This window comes from Nocardioides sp. NPDC047086, assembly GCF_040643685.1.
GTDB lineage: Bacteria > Actinomycetota > Actinomycetes > Propionibacteriales > Nocardioidaceae > Nocardioides.
In genome coordinates this window covers 181634-203490 of sequence record NZ_JBEYUV010000002.1, presented here as the reverse complement: position 1 = coordinate 203490, position 21857 = coordinate 181634, and the positions used below count along the sequence as shown (strand labels likewise).

General features: G+C 69.5%; 17 protein-coding genes and 3 tRNA genes. 12 read left to right on the top strand and 8 right to left on the bottom strand.

Going from position 1 to position 21857, the window contains the following annotated elements; genetic code table 11:
- Positions 1-88: 88 nt before the first annotated feature.
- Both purF and purM read left to right on the top strand, forming a co-directional pair.
- Entirely contained in the window at positions 89-1606 is a 1518-nt protein-coding gene (purF, locus tag ABZ796_RS02885) for an amidophosphoribosyltransferase (RefSeq protein ID WP_357334475.1), read from the top strand.
- Positions 1607-1620: 14 nt separating this feature from the next.
- Complete coding sequence (gene purM, locus ABZ796_RS02880; RefSeq protein ID WP_357334474.1) at positions 1621-2682, top strand: phosphoribosylformylglycinamidine cyclo-ligase; 1062 nt, start codon at positions 1621-1623, stop codon at positions 2680-2682.
- 130 nt (positions 2683-2812) lie between these two features.
- Here purM and ABZ796_RS02875 read toward each other — a convergent pair whose 3' ends face one another.
- The gene (locus tag ABZ796_RS02875) at positions 2813-4960 is read right to left on the bottom strand and encodes a PhoX family phosphatase (RefSeq protein WP_357334472.1); all 2148 of its coding nucleotides are present in this window, start codon (positions 4958-4960) and stop codon (positions 2813-2815) included.
- Between the two features lie 287 nt (positions 4961-5247).
- Between ABZ796_RS02875 and ABZ796_RS02870 the strand changes: the two genes are divergently transcribed.
- On the top strand, positions 5248-5439 hold the full coding sequence (locus ABZ796_RS02870; RefSeq protein WP_045551786.1) for a DUF3073 domain-containing protein: 192 nt from the start codon (positions 5248-5250) through the stop codon (positions 5437-5439).
- Positions 5440-5481: 42 nt separating this feature from the next.
- On the opposite strand, the gene ABZ796_RS02865 is transcribed toward ABZ796_RS02870, so the two are convergent.
- The 3 genes from ABZ796_RS02865 to ABZ796_RS02855 form a co-directional block, all read right to left on the bottom strand.
- Positions 5482-6831, bottom strand: a complete 1350-nt coding sequence (locus ABZ796_RS02865; RefSeq protein ID WP_357334470.1) for a hypothetical protein — start codon at positions 6829-6831, stop codon at positions 5482-5484.
- Positions 6832-6864: 33 nt separating this feature from the next.
- Entirely contained in the window at positions 6865-10296 is a 3432-nt protein-coding gene (locus tag ABZ796_RS02860; protein ID WP_357334469.1) for a hypothetical protein, read from the bottom strand.
- Positions 10297-10421: 125 nt separating this feature from the next.
- A tRNA-Phe gene (locus tag ABZ796_RS02855) sits at positions 10422-10495 on the bottom strand.
- A 115-nt stretch (positions 10496-10610) separates the two neighbouring features.
- Between ABZ796_RS02855 and ABZ796_RS02850 the strand changes: the two genes are divergently transcribed.
- The 6 genes from ABZ796_RS02850 to ABZ796_RS02825 all read left to right on the top strand — a co-directional run bounded on the left by ABZ796_RS02850 (position 10611) and on the right by ABZ796_RS02825 (position 16037).
- Positions 10611-10683 (top strand) — tRNA-Glu (locus tag ABZ796_RS02850).
- Between the two features lie 120 nt (positions 10684-10803).
- On the top strand, positions 10804-11949 hold the full coding sequence (locus tag ABZ796_RS02845) for a DUF5931 domain-containing protein (RefSeq protein ID WP_357334468.1): 1146 nt from the start codon (positions 10804-10806) through the stop codon (positions 11947-11949).
- Entirely contained in the window at positions 11946-12587 is a 642-nt protein-coding gene (locus ABZ796_RS02840) for a response regulator transcription factor (RefSeq protein WP_357334466.1), read from the top strand. The genes ABZ796_RS02845 and ABZ796_RS02840 overlap by 4 nt, the downstream gene beginning before the upstream one ends.
- Before the next feature lie 194 nt (positions 12588-12781).
- Complete coding sequence (locus tag ABZ796_RS02835) at positions 12782-14590, top strand: hypothetical protein (RefSeq protein ID WP_357334464.1); 1809 nt, start codon at positions 12782-12784, stop codon at positions 14588-14590.
- Between the two features lie 77 nt (positions 14591-14667).
- Positions 14668-14741 (top strand) — tRNA-Asp (locus tag ABZ796_RS02830).
- Positions 14742-15365: 624 nt separating this feature from the next.
- Positions 15366-16037 (top strand): hypothetical protein, encoded by a 672-nt coding sequence (locus ABZ796_RS02825; protein WP_357334462.1) that lies wholly within the window; start codon positions 15366-15368, stop codon positions 16035-16037.
- Between the two features lie 81 nt (positions 16038-16118).
- Here ABZ796_RS02825 and ABZ796_RS02820 read toward each other — a convergent pair whose 3' ends face one another.
- Positions 16119-17135, bottom strand: a complete 1017-nt coding sequence (locus ABZ796_RS02820; RefSeq protein WP_357334460.1) for a resistance to Congo red protein — start codon at positions 17133-17135, stop codon at positions 16119-16121.
- A 282-nt stretch (positions 17136-17417) separates the two neighbouring features.
- Here ABZ796_RS02820 and ABZ796_RS02815 point away from each other — a divergent pair, with 282 nt between their 5' ends.
- Both ABZ796_RS02815 and ABZ796_RS02810 read left to right on the top strand, forming a co-directional pair.
- On the top strand, positions 17418-17765 hold the full coding sequence (locus tag ABZ796_RS02815; protein ID WP_357334458.1) for a WhiB family transcriptional regulator: 348 nt from the start codon (positions 17418-17420) through the stop codon (positions 17763-17765).
- Between the two features lie 30 nt (positions 17766-17795).
- Positions 17796-18152 carry a metallopeptidase family protein gene (locus ABZ796_RS02810; protein ID WP_357334457.1) on the top strand — a complete coding sequence of 119 codons (357 nt, stop codon included), beginning with the start codon at positions 17796-17798 and terminating at the stop codon, positions 18150-18152.
- 3 nt (positions 18153-18155) lie between these two features.
- Here ABZ796_RS02810 and crcB read toward each other — a convergent pair whose 3' ends face one another.
- The 3 genes from crcB to ABZ796_RS02795 are packed head-to-tail and all read right to left on the bottom strand — an operon-like array spanning position 18156 to position 19978.
- Entirely contained in the window at positions 18156-18524 is a 369-nt protein-coding gene (crcB, locus tag ABZ796_RS02805; RefSeq protein ID WP_357334455.1) for a fluoride efflux transporter CrcB, read from the bottom strand.
- Positions 18521-19015 (bottom strand): CrcB family protein, encoded by a 495-nt coding sequence (locus ABZ796_RS02800; RefSeq protein WP_357334454.1) that lies wholly within the window; start codon positions 19013-19015, stop codon positions 18521-18523. The genes crcB and ABZ796_RS02800 overlap by 4 nt, the downstream gene beginning before the upstream one ends.
- Before the next feature lie 18 nt (positions 19016-19033).
- Positions 19034-19978: an ATP-binding protein gene (locus ABZ796_RS02795; RefSeq protein ID WP_357334452.1), complete on the bottom strand. Its 945-nt coding sequence runs from the start codon at positions 19976-19978 to the stop codon at positions 19034-19036.
- Positions 19979-20290: 312 nt separating this feature from the next.
- On the opposite strand from ABZ796_RS02795, the gene ABZ796_RS02790 reads away from it, so the two are divergent.
- On the top strand, positions 20291-21733 hold the full coding sequence (locus ABZ796_RS02790; protein WP_357334450.1) for an NAD(P)/FAD-dependent oxidoreductase: 1443 nt from the start codon (positions 20291-20293) through the stop codon (positions 21731-21733).
- Positions 21734-21857 lie beyond the last annotated feature (124 nt).

Here is a 21857-nt window from a genome sequence, read left to right as displayed (position 1 = left end):
CCTTACAGGACTGTCAAGGGTTCGCTGATCGCCTGTGTACGGCCTTACACTCGATGCCGTGGTCAACCTCACCAGCTCAGGTAGGCACGTGTCCCGACGCAAGGGTGGCGACGGCCGGCTCACCGCCGCCCTCGACCCCCACGACCAAGGTCCTCAGGACCACTGCGGGGTCTTCGGTGTGTGGGCGCCGGGCGAGGATGTCGCGAAGCTGACGTACTTCGGCCTGTACGCGCTGCAGCACCGCGGCCAGGAGTCGGCGGGTATCGCGGTCAGCAACGGGCGCCAGATCTTGGTCTACAAGGACATGGGCCTGGTCAGCCAGGTCTTCGACGAGCCGACCCTGGAGTCGCTCAAGGGTCACGTCGCCATCGGCCACGCCCGCTATTCCACCACCGGCGCCTCGGTGTGGGAGAACGCCCAGCCGATCTTCAAGCCGACGCCGGACGGCTCCGTCGCCCTCGGCCACAACGGCAACCTGATCAACGTCGCCGAGATGCGCTCGGCCGTCGAGGCGCTGCCCGAGCACTCCGAGGGCCGCCACGCCCCGGTGTCGACCAACGACACCTCGCTGCTCACCGAGCTGCTCGCCTACCACCCCGACTCCTCCCTGGAGGCGCGCGCGCTGGAGGTGCTGCCGACGATCAGCGGTGCCTTCTCGCTGGTGTGGATGAACGAGGACACCCTGTTCGCCGCGCGTGACCCGCAGGGCATCCGCCCGCTGGTGCTCGGCCGCCTCGACCGCGGCTGGGTGATCGCCTCCGAGGACGCCGCGCTGGCCACCGTCGGCGCGAGCGTGGTCCGCGAGGTCGAGCCCGGCGAGATGATCATCATCGACGAGTCCGGCCTGCGCTCGGTGAAGTTCGCCGAGCCCGACCGCAAGGGCTGCGTCTTCGAGTACGTCTACCTGGCCCGCCCCGACGCCAACATCGCCGGCCGCAACGTCCACGAGTCCCGCGTCGAGATGGGCCGCGAGCTGGCTCGCGAGTTCCCGGTCGACGCCGACCTGGTCATCCCGGTGCCCGAGTCCGGCATCCCCGCCGCGACCGGCTACGCGCTGGAGAGCGGCCTGCCCTTCGGCCAGGCGTTCGTGAAGAACGGCTACGTCGGGCGCACCTTCATCCAGCCCTCCCAGACCCTGCGCCAGCTCGGCATCCGGCTCAAGCTGAACGTGCTCGAGCACATGGTGCGCGGCAAGAAGGTCGTCGTGGTCGACGACTCGATCGTGCGCGGCAACACCCAGCGCGCCCAGGTGCGGATGCTGCGTGAGGCGGGCGCCTTGGAGGTCCACGTGCGGATCTCGTCGCCGCCGGTCAAGTGGCCCTGCTTCTACGGCATCGACTTCGCCACCCGCGCCGAGCTGATCGCCAACGGTCTCTCCGTCGACGAGATCGCCGCCTCGGTCGGTGCCGACTCGCTCGGCTACATCTCCCTCGACGGGATGATCTCGGCGACCCGCCAGGAGCGCACCGCGCTGTGCACGGCGTGCTTCACCGGCGAATACCCCGTAGAGCTGCCCGACGAGAGCATGCTCGGCAAGCACCTCCTCGAGGTCTCGCTGCAGTCCCCGACCGAGGGCAAGGCCCTTCCGGTCCTGAACAACCCGTGATCGGAGATCCACCAGTGACTCAGAGCCAGAACGCGTACGCCGCAGCAGGTGTCGACATCCACGCCGGCGACCGCGCCGTGGATCTGATGAAGGTCTGGATCGAGAAGTCCCGGCGCCCCGAGGTGCTCGGCGGGGTCGGTGGCTTCGCCGGTCTCTTCGACGCGAGCGCCCTGAAGGCGTACGAGCGGCCGCTGCTGGCCACCTCGACCGACGGTGTCGGCACCAAGGTCGCGATCGCGCAGGCGCTGGACAAGCACGACACGATCGGGTTCGACCTGGTCGGAATGGTCGTCGACGACCTGGTCGTCTGTGGCGCCGAGCCACTGTTCATGACCGACTACATCGCCACGGGGAAGGTCATCCCGGAGCGGGTCGCGGCGATCGTCAAGGGCATCGCTGAGGCCTGTGTCGAGGCCGGCTGCGCGCTGGTCGGTGGCGAGACCGCGGAGCACCCGGGGCTGCTGGCCGCCGACGAGTACGACGTGGCCGGTGCGGCCACGGGCGTCGTCGAGGCCGACAACCTTCTCGGTGCCAACCTGGTGAAGGCGGGCGACGTCGTCCTCGCGATGGAGGCCTCCGGCCTGCACTCCAACGGCTTCTCCCTGGTCCGCCACGTCCTGCTCAACTCCGGCGCCTACACGCTCGACGCGCAGGTCGCCGAGTTCGGCCGTACGCTCGGCGAGGAGCTCCTCACCCCGACCCGCGTCTACGCCAAGGCGTGCCTGGAGCTGGCCCGTGGCACCAGGACCCACGCCATGTCCCACGTCACCGGGGGCGGCCTGGCCGCCAACCTGGAGCGGGTCATGCCGCCGGAGCTCTCCGCGCGCATCGACCGCGCCACCTGGACCCCGGCGCCCGTCTTCGACCTCGTCCGCCGCACCGGCTCGATCGCGCTGGAGGACCTGGAGATGACCCTCAACTGCGGCGTCGGCATGGTCGCGCTGATCGACCCCGAGGACGTCGACGAGGCCGTACGCATCCTCGCCGGTTACGACATCCGCGCCTGGGCCGCCGGTGAGGTCACCGACACCCCTGGCGGCAAGGTCGAGCTCACCGGGGCGTACGCCGGCTGGTGATGCCCCGCTGGTCGAGCCGCCGGAGCCGCCAGGCGAAGGCGTGTCGAGACCAACACGGTCCATCGGGTGCCGACGGGACTGTGTTGGTCTCGACACCGCTCGCTGGCGCTCGCGGGCTCGACCAGCGGTCCTACCTCTTGAAGACCTGCACGACCGACGGCCGCGGACCCGCGAACTCGCCCTCGGCGGCCTCACCCTTCACGTAGTCGGGGAAGAAGGAGTGCTGGTCGGCCCAGGAGCCGTCCTCGCCGGGGTGCTGGACAGCGACGAAGACCGAGCCGTCCTTGTCGTGGATGACCGGCCCGCAGGTCTCGCTCTCGCGCGGGACCGACAGGAACTGCTGGACGTGGCCGCGCTCGCGTCCCTCCAGCGGGACCTTGAAGAGACCGTCGCACTTCTGGATGGTGCTCGGTGCGCCGTCGGTGGAGATCCACAGGTTGCCCTCGGAGTCGAAGGCGACGTTGTCGGGGCAGGAGATCGGCGAGACCTTGTCGGTGGGGTAGCCGGCGAAGTAGGTCGACTTGTTGGTCGCCGGGTCACCGGCGACCAGGAGCAGCGACCACGTGAACGTGCCCGCGGCCGCGTCGTTGCGGGCCTCGGTGATCTCGACGATGTGGCCGTCGCGGTTGGTGTTGCGCGGGTTGGGCTCGGTGGCCGACTCCTTGCCCGTCTTGCCGCGGTCGGTGTTGTTCGTGCACGCGACGTACACCTTGCCGGTCTTCGGCGACGGCTGTACGTCCTCGCAGCGGTCCATCTTGGTCGCGTTGACCTGATCGGCGGCCAGGCGGGTGTAGACGAGCACGTCGGCCACGGTCATGCCCGGGATCCGGCTCGCACCGTTCAGCACCAGCGGCACCCACTGGCCGTAGCCGTCGAACTTGCCGTCGGCCGGCAGCGTGCCCGACCCGTCGATCTCGGCGGGGGCCGAGTCGCCGAAGAGACGTGCGACGTAGAGGTCGCCCTCGGTGAGCAGGTCGAGGTTCGCGGCCCGGTCGTTCGGGTCGTACTTGCCCTTGGAGACGAACTTGTAGAGGTAGTCGAACCGCTCGTCGTCGCCCATGTAGGCGACGGCGTGGCCGGACGTGGAGATCGTGACGTTGGCACCCTCGTGCTTGAAGCGACCGAGGTTGGTGTGCTTGCGCGGCGTCGAGGTCGGGTCGGTGGGGTCGATCTCCACGATGTAGCCGAACCGGTTCGGCTCGTTCTCGTAGCCCGGCTTGCGGGCGTCCCAGCGGTCCTCGACGGTCTCGAAGCCGTACGTCGTCTTCGTCCCGTTCGCGAGGCCGTAGCGCTTGTCGCTCGCGCTGGTCCCGGCGGTCAGGAAGTAGCCGTTGAAGTTCTCCTCGCCGGTGAGGATCGTGCCCCACGGGGTGGTCCCGCCGGAGCAGTTGCCGACCATGCCGGAGATCTTCTTGCCGGTGGGGTCGGCGGCCGTCTTGAGCAGGTCGGACCCGGCTGCGGGTCCGGTGGCGGTGAACGTCGTGGTGGCCGTGATCCGGCGGTTCTTGGGGGCACCCTGGACGTACGCCCACTTCTTGCCCTTGCCGGCGCGCTTCAGCTCCACGATCGAGAAGCCATGGGCGGCCATGGCGATCTTGACCTTCTCGGTCGCGTCGAGGTCCGGCGGGAACATGATGCCGGCGTTGACGTACTCGTGGTTGTTGCAGAGCAGCGCCTTGGTGCCGGCGCTGTTGGTCACGATGATGTCGAGGTAGTCGGAGTTGTAGCCGAAGGCCAGCTCCTGCTTCGCGGCGGTCTGCGCGGACGCGTCGAAGGGCTCGCCGCCGGCCAGGATCGGGTCGCCCCAGCGCAGAATCGGCTCCCACGTGTAGCCGCGCGGCACGACGAGCTCGTCGACCGTGGCGTCGACCGGCGAGATGGGTGCGAAGGGGAGGTTGCCGGGCCGGCCACCGTGGCCCTTGGCCTGGAGGCCGCCCGAGGCGGCCGGACCAGCCACAGCGGCCGCGGCGGCGGGCGAGGTGGCGCCCAGGGCGATCGCCCCCGCGCTGATGCCCGCGAACCCCAGCATCTTGCGGCGGCTGAACACCGAGCCCGCGATGTCGCGGAAGTACTCGTTGTCGGAGGTGTTGGGCACGGGCTTGGCGCACGCGCTGTCGCACTTGAGGGCACAGGTCACGGCGCTGCGCTTGCCGCGCGTGTGGCCACTCATGGGCAGCAGCGACAGCATGGTGCGGCGGCCGTCCGTGACGGCGGGGGCACCTTCGTCGCTGCACGAGGGGCAGGCGGTGTCGGTCTGGATGTCGCTCAGTTCGGTCACTGCATTTCCGTTCAAGACGCGTTGTGTCAGGTCTCCCAAGAATCGGAAGGGAGGCTATGCGCGGCGAGACAACCGTCCGGCCCCTCAATCTGTCGTCCGGGTGAACGGCGAATGACGAGTCGTCAGGCTCAGATTCGTGTGACCTCAGTAACATTCGCTGCTAGCGAACGGATTTTCGACACCCCGGCGTGCGGTTTCTTGGCATGAACCGGTAGCGTTATCCCTACGAGAAACCTGTGAACAGCCCGGGACAATCCCGGCCAAGTGCGACGAGGGGGCTGGACCCTATGGGGCGCGGCCGAGCGAAAGCCAAGCAGACGAAGGTCGCACGCGACCTGAAGTACCGGACCTATGAGACGGACTTCGGGGCCCTTGCGCGCGAACTTCACGGTGATGAAGACACCAGTCAGAAGTCCGATCAGAAGCCGGACGACTACGACGACTGGTCGGACTACGACGCGGGATCCTCGCGCGACTAGGGCTTGTCGGCCAACGGCGGCAACGTCTTTGGTCGACATCCCTCAGACCGATCGGCCCCGGGTCGATCGGCTCAGGACAACCTCCCCGTGAGTGCCGTAGCCGGGTAGCCGGCCGCCGTGAGGCGTGCCGTCGAAGGCGACGTGCAACCACTCGTCCCCCAGTGGGATCAGAGTGGGCCACGGAAGGTTCGAGACGTACGCCGACCGGAGTTCTGCGACCTCGTTGAGGTCCAGGTCGAAGATCGGGTAGCGAGCACGGACGCGACGCGGATTGTCGCGTCCGTCGCTGGCGCCGACGACGACTGTGCCGTCCAGCGGGACGAGCGTGGTGCCCTCGGTGGCTGTGCGGTCGGTTCGCGCTGCCCGCAGGGTGAGCGCGTCCAGGCTCGGCCCGCTGGCGAGCACGGGATGGAAGTCGAAGTACCTCTCGGCGCTGACGTAGCCGACGAGCCACTCGCCGTCGCGGCGCACGAGGTGCGGATCCCAGACTCCGACGGACGTGAGCCCGTCGGTCGGCAGCGCCAACGGGGTCGCGTCCAGGACGTGCTCCCCTCGGGTCAGGTCGGCGTCGGTGCGTGCCATGACGACACCGACCGGGCTCCAGGGCCGGGACGGCTGCCTCTCGTCCGGGGCCTTGAACCCTCCCCACGTGCTCGTCGTGACCAGCCACTCCGCGCCGTCGCGCACCAGGTGGGTCGCGTGGTCGCCGTAGACCACCTGCTTGCCGGAGCGGAGCCCGGGCCGATCGGCGCTGCGGCGGAAGTAGAGCGCGCCACGATGGACGAGGTCGTACGTCACCGGGTCGAGCGACCACACCGAGGTGTGCGCCGTGGGGAAGAAGCCCGGTCCGGCGCTGGTGGCGGTCAGCAGCAGGGTGCCGTCCTCCTCGCGGAACGGGGAGCCGTCGGCGTACGTCACCACCCGGATGTCGCGCAGGCCCAGCTGACCGAAGGCGCCCGCGCGCACGTCGTCGGCAGAGCCGTCGTGGTCCGCGGTCAGGCCGCTGAGCCACGACTCCTCACGCGGCTCGATCCCGACCTCGGTGAGATCCACCCGCGCTCGGGCCACCCACGCTCCGCTCGCCTCACGGGTCAGCGCGGTCAGCATCGTCCCGGTCAGCGTGAGCGCGAACCGGCCGACCCCGCGCCCGGCCCTGCCGTGGCGCCGGCTCGCATGAGACGTACGCCGTGACCCGGTCGTCACCGCGAGCCACACCCGCCGCCCGTCGTAGGTCCCGGTGAGCACGTCCCCGCCCGAGGCGAAGGTCAGTGAGACCGGACCGTCACAGGCAGCCTCGATCGCGGCGTTGGCCGCTGGCCGGGGGAAGCCGGTGGACTCGACCGCGATCGTGACGGGGCGCTGGCGGCGTACGACCTCGAATTCGGGAAACATCGGCTCCAGTCTTCCGGGCGCGTGGGCCCCGCCCTAACGCAACCCCCGGACATAGGCCGTGGCCCGACGCAGATCGTGGAGCCGCGCCTCCCACGTGATGCCGAGGAAGAGCAGCAGGAGTCCGGCCGCGCCGAGCACCCACCACTGCTGCAGGCTGTGGGCCGACGGCATCTGGGCGAGGGCCAGGACGGAGGCGACCAGGGCGCCACCGACCAGCGGTGCCGACCAGCGCAGCCAGGCACCGCCGATGATGAAGGCGAGGCAGGCGATGCCGAGCACGGCGGTCCGCATGGAGACCGGGTCCTGGAGGGCTGCCGGGACGGACGGGACCAGGGCGAGGAAGACGCCCGGCCCGAGCACCGGCAGCGAGGCGACCTCGCGGTCGAGGCGGAGCTTGACGACGCCGAAGACGAGCAGCGCGATCGCGGGCGGCAGGGTGTAGGACTCCCAGGTCGTGACCGACGTGTCGGCCAGCCGGATCCAGAGCGCAACGGTAGCCAGGCCGGCGCCGACCCAACCCAGCCAGCGCCGCTCGTGGTGGGCGATCGCGTGCGCGGAGACGGCGGCGGCGAGCAGGATCATCAGGATGCTCAGCCAGGGGAGATCGTCTCCGCTCGATCCGACCGCGGTCGGCCCGTCCGGGGTCAGCACGATCGTGGGGCCGAAGCTGACGGTGCCGACGACGATCGAGACGACCGCGGCGACGGCGGCGGTGATCTCGGCCGAGGGCAGCAGCCGGAAGATGGTCACGAGGGCCAGGATCACGATGATCCCGGCCGCGGTGTGCGGCTCGGCGATGTCGGTGAGGGAGGCGAACATCCAGCAGAAGGCTGTCAGCGTGACGATCCAGTACGGGGCGGTGACGGCCTTGGTCTGCAGCTCCTGGGTGAGGCGGTCCACGGCGACCGCGGCGGCGGTGAGGACGCCGGCCACCACCAGGGCGAGCAACTCGTTGCCGAAGGCGGCGCCGAGCGATCCCAGGCCGAGCAGGCCGGCGACCGTGAGCCGTGGTCCGGACTGCTGTGGCTCGTGGCGCAGGATCGTCGCGATACACATGACACCGGCGATCAGCAGCAGGATCGACAGCCAGTCGGTGTCGAACACGCCGGCCTCGCCGAAGGAGCCCAGACCGATCGACACGGCGGCGCCGGTGGCGGCCGCGGCCTCGATGGCGGGACTGCGGCGTACGAGCACGATGACGCCCATCGCCACGACGACCACCACTGCGGTGTAGGGACGGTCGACGTCGGCCAGCCGGGCCGCCTGCCACACGGTGGCGGTCAGCGCGAGGATCCAGTAGGCGGTCGCGACCTCCCTGGTCGTGCCGGACTGGACGCGGTCGACGATGATGCCCAGGGCGGTGAGGATGAGGGTCACCGCCAGCGCGAGCACGTCGTTGGAGAGGACCGCGGCCGTGGCCGCGCCGAGCCCCACGGTGCCCGCCACGGCCAGCGCGGGAGGCTGGCGGTGGTGCACGCCGATGGCTGCGGCGAGAATGGTGGCGATGGTCAGCAGGATCGCCGCCCAGGTGACGTCGACCGCGCCGATCCCGATCGAGATCGCGGCGCAGGCCACGGTCGCCCACCAGCCCGACCCTCGGAAGCGGAAGAGCGTGATCAGTCCGAGGACCGTCACGATCACGCACGCGGCCCACTGCCGCTCCACGTCGATCAGCGGCGCGAGCGACCACAGGCCGAGGGTGAGGGTCGTGACCGAGTAGCTGGCGGCGACCTCGCGCTCGGTGCCGAGCAGACCCTGACCCGCGTACGCAGCCACGGCCGCCAGCGCGAGCGCGACGACCACGGTGAGCAGGTCGCTGGGCAGCGCGGCGGCGAGCGCGACCAGCCCGAAGATGCCGGCGGCGAGCAGTCGCGGCCACCGCTCCGCCCACCAGGCCAGCGAGACGGCGACACCGAGCAGCAGCAGCGCCGGGAACAGCAGCGGGGCGCCGTAGCAGGCGGCCGTGATTGCGAACCCGGTGACGCCGCCTGCGAGGGTGATCCAGCCGATCGTGGGTCGGTAGGTGCGGAACGCGGGCGGGTTGAACCGGAAGAACCAGGCGGTGCCGAGGGCGAGGATCGCGAGCAGTGCCGGCAGCGTCAGCCAGCCCGGCAGCAACGGCTCCGGACCGGTCACCGGGGAGAACGCGGACTCGGTCCACGGCACGGCCGCGAGCCGGACGGCGGCCGAGACCGCCAGGATCAGGACGGTGATGCCCAGGCCCGCGGCGTACGGCGTCAACGCGGTGGCGGCCCAGCGCCAGGGCCGGGGGAGCGCCAGGAGCGCGCCGGCGGCGACCAGGGTGACCACCACGGCCACCACTGTCAGGGTGACCGCGCCGTCATCGAGAGCGGGCTGGGTGAAGGTGTAGGCGGCGATGAGGAGCGAGACCCCGACCATCGCGACCTTCGCGTCCTTGGGCAGCGGGAACAGCAGCGCCACGACCGTCAGCACCGCGGCGGCGCCGAGCAGCAGTGGCAGAGTGCCTCCGGTCAGGAGCTCGGAACCGGTCAGCGCCGGGTCGGCCAGGCCGCGGACGATCAGCATCAGCCAGAAGCCCGCCATCACGACCATCGCGCCGATGGTCAGCGCCTGCAGGTCGGTCTTGCTCGCCACGATCACCACGAGGAGGGCGATGACCGCGGCGACCAGCGGGAACCAGATGAGGTCGGAGATGAGCTCGAGACCGATCAGGGCGGTGAGGACACCGGCAGCGGCCGCCACCTGCGGTCCGATCACCGAGTCGAGCTTCTCGCTGCGCGCGCCGATCAGGGACATCGTGGTGCCGGCCAGGAAGACGACCACGCCGACGACGACCAGGAAGCCACGGTCCCAGTCGGCTCCACCGAGCCAACCGGCGTACTTCATCCCGGCTACGTCCAGGGCGAGCAGACCGAGCGCGAGCGTCCAGACGCCCTCGGTGCCGGCGCGCAGCTCGAGATGCATCAGCACCGCGCCCCCGATCGTGAAGAGCGCGGTGAAGACGAGCAGCATCGTGGTGCGGCCGCCGACGCCCATCGTGGCCCAGGCGACCGCGAGGAAGATGACGCCCGCGACCAGCAGGAAGAGCACGCCGACGCCGACCAGGATCAGCGGCACCGTGATCGGCGCTCGCCGGGCGACCGGGGCGCCGGGGAACGGCGCCGGTCCGGCCATGGCGACGGCCGGCGCCGGGGCCGGCGCCGGGAGGGGTGTGGCGTCGGGCTCGGGCTGGATCTGCGGCGGTGCCGCGGGCGGCGCCCCGACCGGCAGGGGAGCGGGCGGCGGGGTCCGTCGCGCGGCCCGGTTCGCCTCCTCCCGGATCGAACGCAACCGCGTCATGAGTACGTCGGCCCGCAGCAGGGTGCCGTAGAGCTCTTGCGCGACGGCGTTCTCCAGCGGCAGCCCACAGTGCGGGCAGGGGCTGGTGCCGGGCTCGAAGGCCTCGCGGCAGTCGGGGCAGCGACCAGGATCGGCGTACTTCACAGCCAACCATCCTTGCGTAGATCCGCCGATGCGCGTGCGGGAAACGCAGGGTGTGCGCTGAGACTTGATCCCGAATGACAACCGGCTTCGACCCATAACTGCAGGTCGAAGCCGGTTGTTGCTTGTGGGCAGGGGCGGGGTCGAACCGCCGACCTATCACTTTTCAGGCGATCGCTCGTACCAACTGAGCTACCTGCCCAAGCGAGGTGAAACATTACCGGAAGCGACCGCGACGTTCCGAATCGGGACCCGAAACCGGACGTGCGGCCTCGCTTTGGCGGCCTCGGACGCAGGCCTCTAGGATGTCCCGGCAGGCCCCCTTCGTCTAGCGGCCCAGGACCCCGCCCTTTCACGGCGGTAGCGCCGGTTCGAATCCGGTAGGGGGTACACAGTCTTTCCATGTCTCGAGTCTCGCCGCGGGCCAGGCCCACCGGCATCCGCACGGATACTCATATCCACGACGCACGGGGTCGCGCGGATGCCACACTTCCCAGCATGGGTGCCAGCGTGAGTGCATGGACGTCGCCGGCGGCGATCGAGGTCGAGAGCAGGCTCTTCCGGGCTCTCGCCGTGTTGCGCGTGGTGGTGCTCATCAACGCCGTCGGGCTGACCGTCTACCGGGCCGGCAACTTCGTCTCGCCCACGGCCGCGCTGGTCTGTGCGCTCGTCATGATCGGCTGGACCGTCTTCGTCCTCTGGGCGTACGCAGAGCCGAGCCGTCGCACGGCGGTGCTCATCGGCGCCGACCTGGCGGTCGCCCTCGGCCTACTGCTCGTGACCCCGCTGGTCAAGGGCCCGGGGTTCCAGGCGAGCGTGCCTGGGTTCTGGGTCAGCGGCGCGCTGCTCGCGTGCGCGATCCACTATCGCTGGATCGGTGGCCTGCTGGCGGGCGTCGCGCTGGCGGCCGCCGATCTCGTGCTCCGTCAGGAGATCGACCAGTCGATCTACGGCAACGCGTTCCTGCTGGTCATTGCGGGCCCGGTGGTCGGCTACATGTGCGAGTCGGTCCAGCGGATGGCGCTCGAGCGCGACGAGGCGCAGCGTGCGGCCGCGCGGGCGGAGGAGCGGGCACGGCTCGCCCGGGCGGTACACGACGGGGTGCTCCAGGTCCTCGCCCTGGTCCAGCGGCGCGGGGGCGAGTTGGGCGGTGACGCCGCCGAGCTGGGCAGGCTGGCGGGGGAGCAGGAGCGGGAGCTGCGGTTGCTGATCCGCGGTGAGCAGCCCGGCCAGGGCTCGGCGGTCGGACCGGCTCAGGGGATGGCCGACCTCGCCGCCGCTCTCGCCGAGCTCGAGACCGGCACCGTGACCGTGTCCGGCCCCGCCAACGCCGTCGAGATGCCCGCACGCCGGGTCGGCGAGATCCTCGCCGCGACCCGCGCGGCCCTGGACAACGTACGCCGCCACGTCGGTGAGGACGCCCGCGCCTGGGTGCTCCTGCAGGCGTTCCCCGATCATGTCGAGGTCTCGGTGCGCGACGAGGGGCCGGGCATCGCGGACGGTCGGGTCGCGCAGGCCGAACGCGACGGCAGGCTGGGCATCGTCGGCTCGGTCCGTGGACGGATCGAGGACCTCGGCGGCAAGGCAGAGCTGATCACCGGAGCAACCGGGACCGAGTGGGAGCTCACGGTCCCCCGAACAGGAGTGGATGGATGAGCACAGTGATGGTCGTCGACGACCACCCGATGTGGCGCGACGCGGTCGAGCGGGACCTGACCGGTGCGGGCTTCGAGGTCGTCGCCACCGCCAGCACCGGCCGCGAGGCGATCACCCGGTTCGCCGCGACCCGGCCGGAGGTCGTGGTGCTCGATCTGCAGATCCCCGAGCCCGACGGCGTCCAGGTCACCACCGAGGTCATCGCCCTGCACCCCACGACCAAGGTCCTCATCCTCTCCGCCTCGGGCGAGCAGAACGACGTGCTCGCCGCGGTCAAGGCCGGCGCGACCGGCTACCTGGTCAAGTCCGCCTCCCGCGACGAGCTCCTGGAGGCCGTACGCCGCGTCGCGGACGGCGACCCGGTCTTCACCCCCGGCCTCGCCGGCATGGTCCTGGGCGAGTTCCAGCACAGCGCCGCCACCGAGGTGCGCGGCGACAAACCCATGCTCACCGACCGCGAGACCGAGATCCTCAAGCTCGTCGCCAAGGGTCTGAGCTACCGCCAGATCGCCGACCGCCTCGTGCTCTCCCACCGCACGGTCCAGAACCACGTACAGAACACGTTGCGCAAGCTCCAGATGCACAACCGCGTCGAGCTCACGCGCTACGCCATCGAGCAGGGGCTGGATGCCGACTGAGTCTCTTCCCTGGGCGTACGGGGCGGTGCTCTTGTGGTGGGTGCCTGCCGCCGTCGGTCGGGTGGGGTGGCCCGATAGTCAGCCAGATGTTTCTCGACTCCGGGGCAGGTCGAGAAACCATCGAGAACGGGTCGGCGGCCCACACCAATCCCGAGAAACAATCAGCCGGCCGAGTCATGCGAGAGAATCGAGGGGTGGTCTCGCTTCTCTATCTTCACGGCGTCGGCAACGGCGACCCCCGCGACGCCTGGCGCCGCGCGCTGGACAGCTCGCTGCAGGACGCCGGCTACCCGGGGCTCGACGAGGTCGAGGTGATCGCGCCGAAGTATCCCGACGTGCTCCGCACCGCCGACGGGGACAAGACCATCAAGATCCCGCCGATCACGGCTCCGAAGCTGAGCGCCGAGGAGCAGCGGGACGTACGCCGCCGGGTCGAGCGTGCGACCGCGGAGCTCGAGTCGGTCCTGGGTGAACCCGTGCCCGCCTCGCCGGTCGGCGTGACCGACTCGTTGGCTCCGATCGTGCTGCGGGTGCTCCGGCAGGCCCACAACTACGTGACCAAGCCCGGCATCCGGGCACGGACACTTCGCATGGTTCTCGACGAGCTCCCCGAGGAGGGGGAGATCGTCATCGTCGGCCACAGCCTCGGCTCGATCATTGCGATCGACCTGCTCCGCCGGCTCCCGCCGAAGCTGACTGTCACCGGGCTGGTCACCATCGGCAGCCCGGCCGCGCACCCGAACCTCCACGAGGACTCCGACCGCCTCGAGATGAAGGCGCCGGTCGACCACGTCGGCTGGTGGGTCAATGTGTGGAGCAACGGCGACGCGGTGACGGGCCTGCGCGGCATCTGGCGGCACTTCCCCTGGGCGCTCGACCTCCAGGTCGGCCTCGGCCTCGACCACCGCACCACCACCTACCTCCGTTCCAAGCCGGTCGCCAACGCGATCGGGCGCGGCCTGTTCGGCTCCCTCAGCAAAGAAGTGGCGGTCGTCGAGGGCACCCCCGACGTCTCGCTGAACTCCCTCGAGGTGCGCCTGGCGCTGTGGCTCGCCTACGCCCAGTTCCTCCGGGACCACCTCAAGGGCGCCACCCAGGAACGCTTCGGCGCCGCTCTCCGTGTCGTCCAGCACGAGGTCCTGGAGCGGCTGATCGAGAACTACCGGACCGATGGCGTACGCATCCCGCAGCAGCTCCTCGACCTCCGCGTCTCGCCGACAGTGCCGTTCTCGGAGGGCCCGGGGGTCCGGGACCTGCCCCGGCCCAAGCCGCTGACCCAGCTCTCCAAGGAGGAGGCCGTCCTCGCCCTGGTCGCGCTGGCGACCGCCAACCCGGTGCGGCCCTATGAGATCGACGTCCCCGACGACGTACGCCGCCAGGCATTCCACGACCTGACGGTCTGGATGGGGCTCGGGGGAGGACTCGGCGAGAACCTGCACATCGCGATGCAGTCCGCGTCGAAGGCCGTCTACCCGGTCGACCAGTGGAAGCTGTGGGTCGGCATCGGGATCGGCGCCGCGGTGCTGGTCGCGGGGCCGATCGGGCTCGCCCTAGCCGCCCCCGCCGGACTGGCCGGAGGAGCGGCGATCGTCGGCGCGCTCTCCGCCTTCGGGCCCGGCGGGATGGTCGGCGGGCTCGTCACCGCCGGTGCGATCACCACCACCGGCGCCGGCACCATCGCCGCCACCCTCGTCTCCAGCTCGTCCACCGCCGAGGACGTCGAGGTCACCGTCATCCAGCTCCTCACCGCCGCGATCCTGCGCGCCCGCGAAGGCCTCGAACAGGATCTGGGGGTCTGGCTCGCGATGTCCGAGATCCAGCGTCAGACCGGGCGCGAGGTCGCTCGGCTGGCCGCCTACAGCGACGAGAAGGCCCCCGGCGTCGAAGCCCTCCGGCGCAAGGCCCGCGCGGCCGAACGGGCCATGGCCTACATGGTCAAGAACCGGCTCGTGGAAGGCCTCACCGACGAGGAGCCCAAGGGCGATGAACCCTTCGAGGAGTAGGACGCGTCCCCGATTGTGAATCCCCCGCACCCATGGGCTATGTTTTTCCCGTTGCCGCACACAGCGGAAACAAACAAGGCCCTGTAGCGCAGTTGGTTAGCGCGCCGCCCTGTCACGGCGGAGGTCGCGAGTTCAAGTCTCGTCAGGGTCGCTCGAAACGAAGACGACGTGTGGCTGCAAAGCAGCCCACGTCGTTTCTCGATTTATATGGCGCGCTCCGCGCGCGGCGGGGATACCCCGCACCCCTTAGTTCCTCGGGGTCGAGCGTTCGCTGGGTTGGGCGGTCGTTTCGCTGGTCGAGCCGCCGGAGCCGATAGGCGGAGGCGTGTCGAGACCAACACGGTTCGTGATGCGCTCGATGGTCTCGCCATTTGCCCCTGTTTGGTGTGGCTGGAGGGTCTTGTTTCCGTTGGTGTGACTTGTGGGTCGGGTGTTGTTCCGGGACGGCGGGACACGCCGGGCTGTGGCGAGCGCGACGGGCCTCGAGCGTGGGAGGGTGGTCGTCCTGCTTCGGCAGGAGTCTCGGGCCGGAGATCCCTCGATCTCACCCCCGGTTCGGGCCGTTCGACCGTGTGGGATATAAGCCGATTTGACGGTAACGTGCGGGCTGCTGTCCTCTCGTGAGAGGATTCTGCCGCTTGTGCCGACGTCGCAACTCGGCAGGGCACGGGGGAACGACTAAGACGTTCGGTATTCAGGAGGCAACACCACCATGTCGTCGTACTACCCGCATCGGCCGCCCCATGCGGCGAGTGCGGACGAGCTTGCGTCACGGATGCAGACGAACGGTGCCTACCGCACCCCGGCCGCTCCGTCGCAGCAGCAGCCCCCCGCCCTTGGTTGGGACCAGCGTCCGCAGCAGTCCCAGGCCCAGCCGCAATACCAGGAGCCGGCGATCCAGCAGCCGGCCGTGATGGCGCAGACGACCGGTACGCACTGGCCGCAGTTCGTCAACAACAACCGTCTCATCGGCGCGCTCATCGCCGGCTTCGGTGCCACCCAGCTCGCCACGATGTTCGGCTACTGGATCTACGGCCTCGGCATCATGGAGGGCCCGCTGGACTTCGCGTTCTTCAACGGCGTCATCCTGACGCCGAACGCCACCGCCAACGAGGCCGGCTTCGCCGTCTCGCAGTGGTTCGCCGGTATGGGCTTCCACTACTTCAACGGCATGGTCTTCGCGCTCGCCTACGCCCTGGTGATCTTCCCGTGGCTCGGCAAGACCCACACCACCTCGAGCAACCTCGCGCGTTCGCTCGGCATGGGTATGTTCCTCGCCACCGCGTCCTGCGGTTGGTGGATCCCGGCCCTCCACCCGGAGGACGTCATCGGCATCGACCCGGGCTTCTTCTCGATCAACCTCGGCTGGGGCACCGTCCTGGGTGTCTACCTGTGGCACGTCGTCTGGGCCGTCGCGCTCGGCCTGTTCTTCAACCCGCAGGATTGATCCACGACCAACACGAGAGCCCCAGCCGATCGGCTGGGGCTCTCGTCGTATTCGAGGAGGAAGGTCGTACGCGGCGGCCGACTACTCGGGCCAGGCGTCGAAGACCTGGCCACCGTTGGTGGTCAGGTGGTTGTGCAGCTGCTCACCGGCAGCGGCGTCACGCAGCGTACGAAGTACGAGGCGGCGCCGGTCGGACGGGTTGGCCGTCGGCGGTCCCGGGGTCAGCGCCATGGTCTCGGTGACCCGCTCGGCCAGCAGGCGCAGGTGGCTGCGCTCGCCACCGGCGTAGATGACGTGGGTGTGGTCCAGCGGCGAGGCCCACACGATGTTGCCCTCGACGACGATCAGGCGCGACTCGGTGGCCATCACCTTCATCTCGACGTCGGTCATGTTCTGGATCATGTCGGCCCCGGCGACGATCGACTCGCCCTCGTGCAGGAAGGCGGGGAGCGCGTGGGCGAGGTTGGCCTCGATCAGCGCGGCCTCCTCGCGGGCGCGCTGCTGGGCTCCCGCCTGACCGCCGTAGGCGCTGCCGACGGTGCGCTGGGCGCCGGTGTTGGTGCCGTACGAGCCCTGGTTGGGGTAGTAGGAGCCGGTGTTCGGGTAAGACCCCGGGTTCGGGTAGGACCCCGGTGCCGGCGCGACACCGTAGCTGGTGGGGGTGGGCTGGCCGTAGGCGTTGCCCGTGCCGTACTCACCGCCCCAGCTGGTGTCGACGTTCACCTGCGCGCCGGCGGCTCGCGCGGCGTAGTCGAGGGTCGGGAAGAAGTCGTGGAAGGCGTCCTTGTCCCGGATCTTCATCGTCGTCGAGTAGGACGAACCGGGGACCAGCGCCTCGATGATGAAGTCGCCCAGGCTGGGCGGCGGAGGAACACCGATGAAGGTGAGCACGGCCAGGTTGACGGAGAAGACGCGCTCGTGGAACTCGAACATCACCCGGCGGTCGGTCAGAAAGGCGTGACCCGAGGCGTTCCCCTCATGGGGGAACTTGACCGCGACCCGGGCCCACTGGACCTCACCGGGCTGCAGCAACGACTTCACCAGGAGCCAGTCACGGGTCTCCGAGGCGATGGCTCGGCTGTTGGGATCATGCGCCATCCGTCGGTGGAAATCCTCCACGGGTCGGTGGCCTACGGTGATGGACGCCGAGGCCCTTCTCATTGAGCGCATGTTCGCAAACCCTAGCCCTTCCTCCCACTAGTGTGGACAGTTTGTACCAGCAGGGTCGCGATGTTGTGGAATCCCCTGATGTAGATGACATCTCAACTCTGCATGACGGCTCCACACACCTGCCTCTTGACAGAAAACTGACAGGCCATCCGACCACCCTCTTCAGTGGGTATCCCTGACGACGGGGATCGGCGAGGGGATGGGGCTGTGATGACTGGTTCGCCTGTGGCGACGGCTAGAGAGACGACCGGCGTGCACTGGAGCGAGCTCCCGTGCGCGATCGAGGACGCGGACCTGTGGTTCGCCGCGACGAGCGCCGACGCGGACCGCGCCAAGGAGCTGTGTCGTACGTGTCCGCTGCAGCGTTCCTGTCTGCAGGGAGCGATCGCCCGGCAGGAGCCGCACGGCGTGTGGGGAGGCGAGGTCTTCTACGAGGGAATCGTCGTCGCGCGCAAGCGCACCCGCGGCCGCCCGCGCAACGGAGAGCTCCACCAGCGGGACCTGGAGCGCCAGGCTCGCGCAAACCTTCGGAAAAATACTTCGGAAGCAGTTGCGTAGTCGTATCTGTCACCCGGCAGAATGTCCACTGTGGGGATTGAGATCAGCCCAGAGCGCTTCGACGAACTCGTGGACCAGGCGCTCGACGCCATTCCGGATGAGCTCGCCGCCCAGGTGCACAACCTCGTCGTGCTCGTCGAGGAGTGGCCGCCCGAGGGCGAGCCCCGGGACACCCTCGGGCTCTACGACGGCGTCGCGCTGACCGACCGCAACGACCTCTACGGCCTCACCCTGCCGGACCGGATCTTCATCTTCCGCCAGCCTCTCCAGCAGATGTGCGTGGACGAGGCCGACCTGGCCGCCGAGATCCGCATCACCGTCGTCCACGAGATCGCCCACCACTTCGGCATCGACGACGACAAGCTCCACCAGCTCGGCTGGGCCTAGGGCCTAGACGGTCGACCCGATCAGCCAGCCGAGGCTGACCGCGGCGCTCCCCACGGCGAGGGAGCCGAGGACGTTCAGTGCGGCTGACCGCCATCGGCCGTCCTCGGCTAGGCGGACGGTCTCGTAGGAGAAGGTCGAGAACGTCGTCAGGGCCCCGCAGAAGCCGGTGCCGACCAGGGTGAGCACCCACCCGGGAAGTACGCCGCTCGCGGCCGCCCCCGCCAGCAGACCGAGCACGAGCGAGCCGACGGCGTTGACCGCCATCGTCCCCCACGGGAAGTCCGCGCCGGTCCATCGCCGGACGTAGAGGTCGGACAGGTAGCGCGCCGGGGCACCGATCGCGCCGCCGAGCACGACCAGGAGCGCGGTCACCGCTCCGCTCCTCGGCCCGGATCCGGGGCAGCGCCGGGGTCGGGGTCGAGGTCAGGGTCGATGCCGCCGACCACGACCTCTCGGCCGCTGTCGAGCACGACCACCCGGCCGAGCGTCAGCCCGAGCCAGGCGGCGCCGATCCCGCAGGCCACCGAGGCGAGCAGGTAGAGCATCGCGATCGCGGGCATGTGCCCGCCCAGGACGTACGTCTCGAGCTCGTAGGTCGAGAACGTCGTGTAGCCGCCGAGCACGCCGACCCCGAGGAACGGGCGCAGGTAGCGGCCCCAGAACGGGACAGTGGACCACGGGCCCAGGACGAAAGCCATCAGCACGCCCAGCAGCAGGCAGCCGGAGAGGTTGGTGAGGAAGGTCGCCCACGGCCAGGAGTGGCCGCCGTGGGGGAGGGCCGTCGTGAGGCCCCAGCGGGCCAGTGAGCCGAGCGCTCCACCGGCGGCGATGGGGGCGAGCAGGTCGCCATGCTCACGAAGCACGCGGTCAGCGTACGGGTTCTAGCGGAGCGGGCCGGTCATCTGGGCCGCGCTCCACCTGGTCGGGCGGCCGCCGGCGGCCTGGGTGAGGTACTCACCGAGGAACCAGCGCTGGAAGGTGACCTGCTCGGGGGAGCGGGCCAGGACGAGCAGCCGCTCCTGGCGGCAGAACTCGTCGATGAGGTCGAGCATGTCGAGGAAGCGGCGCATCGTGTCGGCCGCGGACCGCGGCATGCGTACGTGCAGGTCTGCCGTCTCCCGGTCGCGGCCCGAGCTCGATCCGATCACCCCGGAGAGCTGGCCGTGGCCGAGGCCGTCGAGGAGCTGGCGCTCCAGCGAGCCGAACAGGGCCGAGAGGCTGGCGGCGAGGGGGTAGTCGTTGGCGTGGGCGAGCGAGAGCAGGCGTACTTCGCGCCGCAGCTCCCGGAAGTGCTGCTGGAAGCCCTTGTAGAGGGCGAGGGGCACGCCGAGGATGCTGACCTCGACCGCCTCCGGGCCGAGACGCTCGGGCTTCGGTGGTGCGCCGGAGGGCCCGGTGATCACGCCCTCGACACCGTCACCTTCGTCGATCTCGGCCGCGGGGGCGAACCAGACAGTCTTGCCGGACGCGTCGATGTCGGCGCCCCATGCCTCCGAGACGCTGGCGACGATCGAGAGTCCGCGACCGACCGTCAGCAGGACCTCGTCCTCGTCGTCGAGGGCGAGCGGGACCGGCAGCAGGGGCGGCTCGGTCGAGCCGTCACGGATCTCGACGCGGGGGTGGTCGACGGTGCCGCGCATCCGGATCGTGACCGGTGCGGTGCCGTGGAACAGCGCGTTGGAGACCAGCTCGGAGACACCGAACTCGGCGCAGTCGACGAGGTCGGTGCGATCGATCTCCTCGCAGGCCGCGCGGACCCAGACGCGGGCGTCCTGGACGGCGCGGGAACCGGTGCGAAGCAGGAGAGCCGGCCGGCTCAACGGCATGTCTCCTCCTCCGATCTCGCGGCTCGGCATACACACGGTCTCGTTGTGTGCTGTTCGTTGCAAGAATTTTCCGCACTTGAAGGTGTCTGATCCGAGCCATGGACCACTAGGGCACAAGGTCCCGGTCGCCCTCACAGATTAAAGTCAATGGGTTTCGACTCGATAACGGACACGCGGGCGGAGCGCATACTCGGAGGCCGTCCGGCAATTGTGACGAAGTAGTCGTGCCCGGGAATGAACAGATCCGCCGGAATGGTTCAGAATATGAGGTGGAACGTTCAAAAGGTCTCGTTTGAGGTAGGGGATTAGTCAATGTCAGCGGACCAGGCAAAGCACCGGGTCGTCATCATCGGTTCCGGTTTCGGGGGGCTCTTCTCCGCGAAGGCGTTCAAGGGCCGTGACGACGTCGAGGTCACCTTGATCGCGAAGACGACCCATCACCTGTTCCAGCCGTTGCTCTACCAGGTGGCGACCGGGATCCTCTCGCAGGGCGAGATCGCCCCGCCGACCCGCGACATCCTGCACCGGCAGAAGAACGCCACCGTGCTGCTCGGCGAGGTCAACGAGATCGACACCGAGGCCAAGACGGTCAGGGCGGGCATCCTCAACCAGGAGATCCACGTTCCCTACGACTCGCTGATCGTCGCCGCCGGCGCGGGCCAGTCCTACTTCGGCAACGACCACTTCGCCGAGTTCGCTCCCGGTATGAAGTCGATCGACGACGCGCTCGAGCTGCGCGGCCGCATCTTCGGCGCCTTCGAGATCGCCGAGCTGACCGCCTCGCGCGGCGAGCCGATCGGTGACCTGCTCACCTTCGTCGTCGTCGGTGCCGGTCCGACCGGTGTGGAGATGGCCGGCCAGATCGCCGAGCTGTCCCGCCGAGTGCTGAAGAAGGACTTCACCTACATCCAGTCCGAGAAGGCCCGGGTGGTCCTGGTCGACGCCGCGCCGCAGGTGCTCCCGCCGTTCGGCGAGAAGCTCGGTGCCAAGGCCGAGAAGGCGCTGGAGAAGGCCGGTGTCGAGGTCGTCCTCGGCGCGATGGTCACCCACGTCGACGAGTTCGGCATCGAGATGAAGTTCAAGGACGGCAAGACCCAGCGGATCGGCTCGATCGCGAAGATCTGGGCCGCCGGTGTTCAGGCCTCCGGGCTGGGCAAGACGCTCTCCGAGCAGACCGGTGCCGAGCTCGACCGGGCCGGCCGGATCGCGGTCAACCCCGACCTGACCCTGCCTGGCCACCCCGAGATCTTCGTGGTCGGCGACATGATCAACCTCAACCACCTGCCCGGCGTCGCCCAGGTCGCGATCCAGGGTGGCAAGCACTCGGCCAAGACGATCAAGGCCCGGCTGAAGAACAAGCCGGAGCCCGGCGACTTCAAGTACTTCGACAAGGGCTCGATGGCCACCATCTCCCGCTTCAACGCGGTCCTGATGATGGGCAGCTTCAAGCTCTCCGGTGTCCTGGCCTGGTTCGGCTGGCTGCTGGTCCACCTGGCCTACATGACCGGGTTCCGCAACCGGCTCACCGCGACGCTGCACTGGATGATGTCCTTCATCGGCAAGGACCGCTCGGAGCGCACCACCACCATGCAGCAGATCTTCGCCCGTGAAGCGCTCGAACGCGTCCCGGGCGGTATGGCTGCCCTCATCGACGACCCTGCCGAGGTCGCTCTGCAGGTCGAGCGCCGCCGCAAGGAGCTCGAGGAGCATGCTGCCGAGGAGTCGCGCCTCGCTGACTCCCACAGCGCCTCGTAGCCGCTGCTTCCCGACCGGCCCGCCGCAGACGATGTCTGCGGCGGGCCGATCCTTTTCCGCGCTCCGAGATCGGTGCTTGCTATTGTATGCGGACACGGTGTCTCATTAATCTGTTGATGAGACA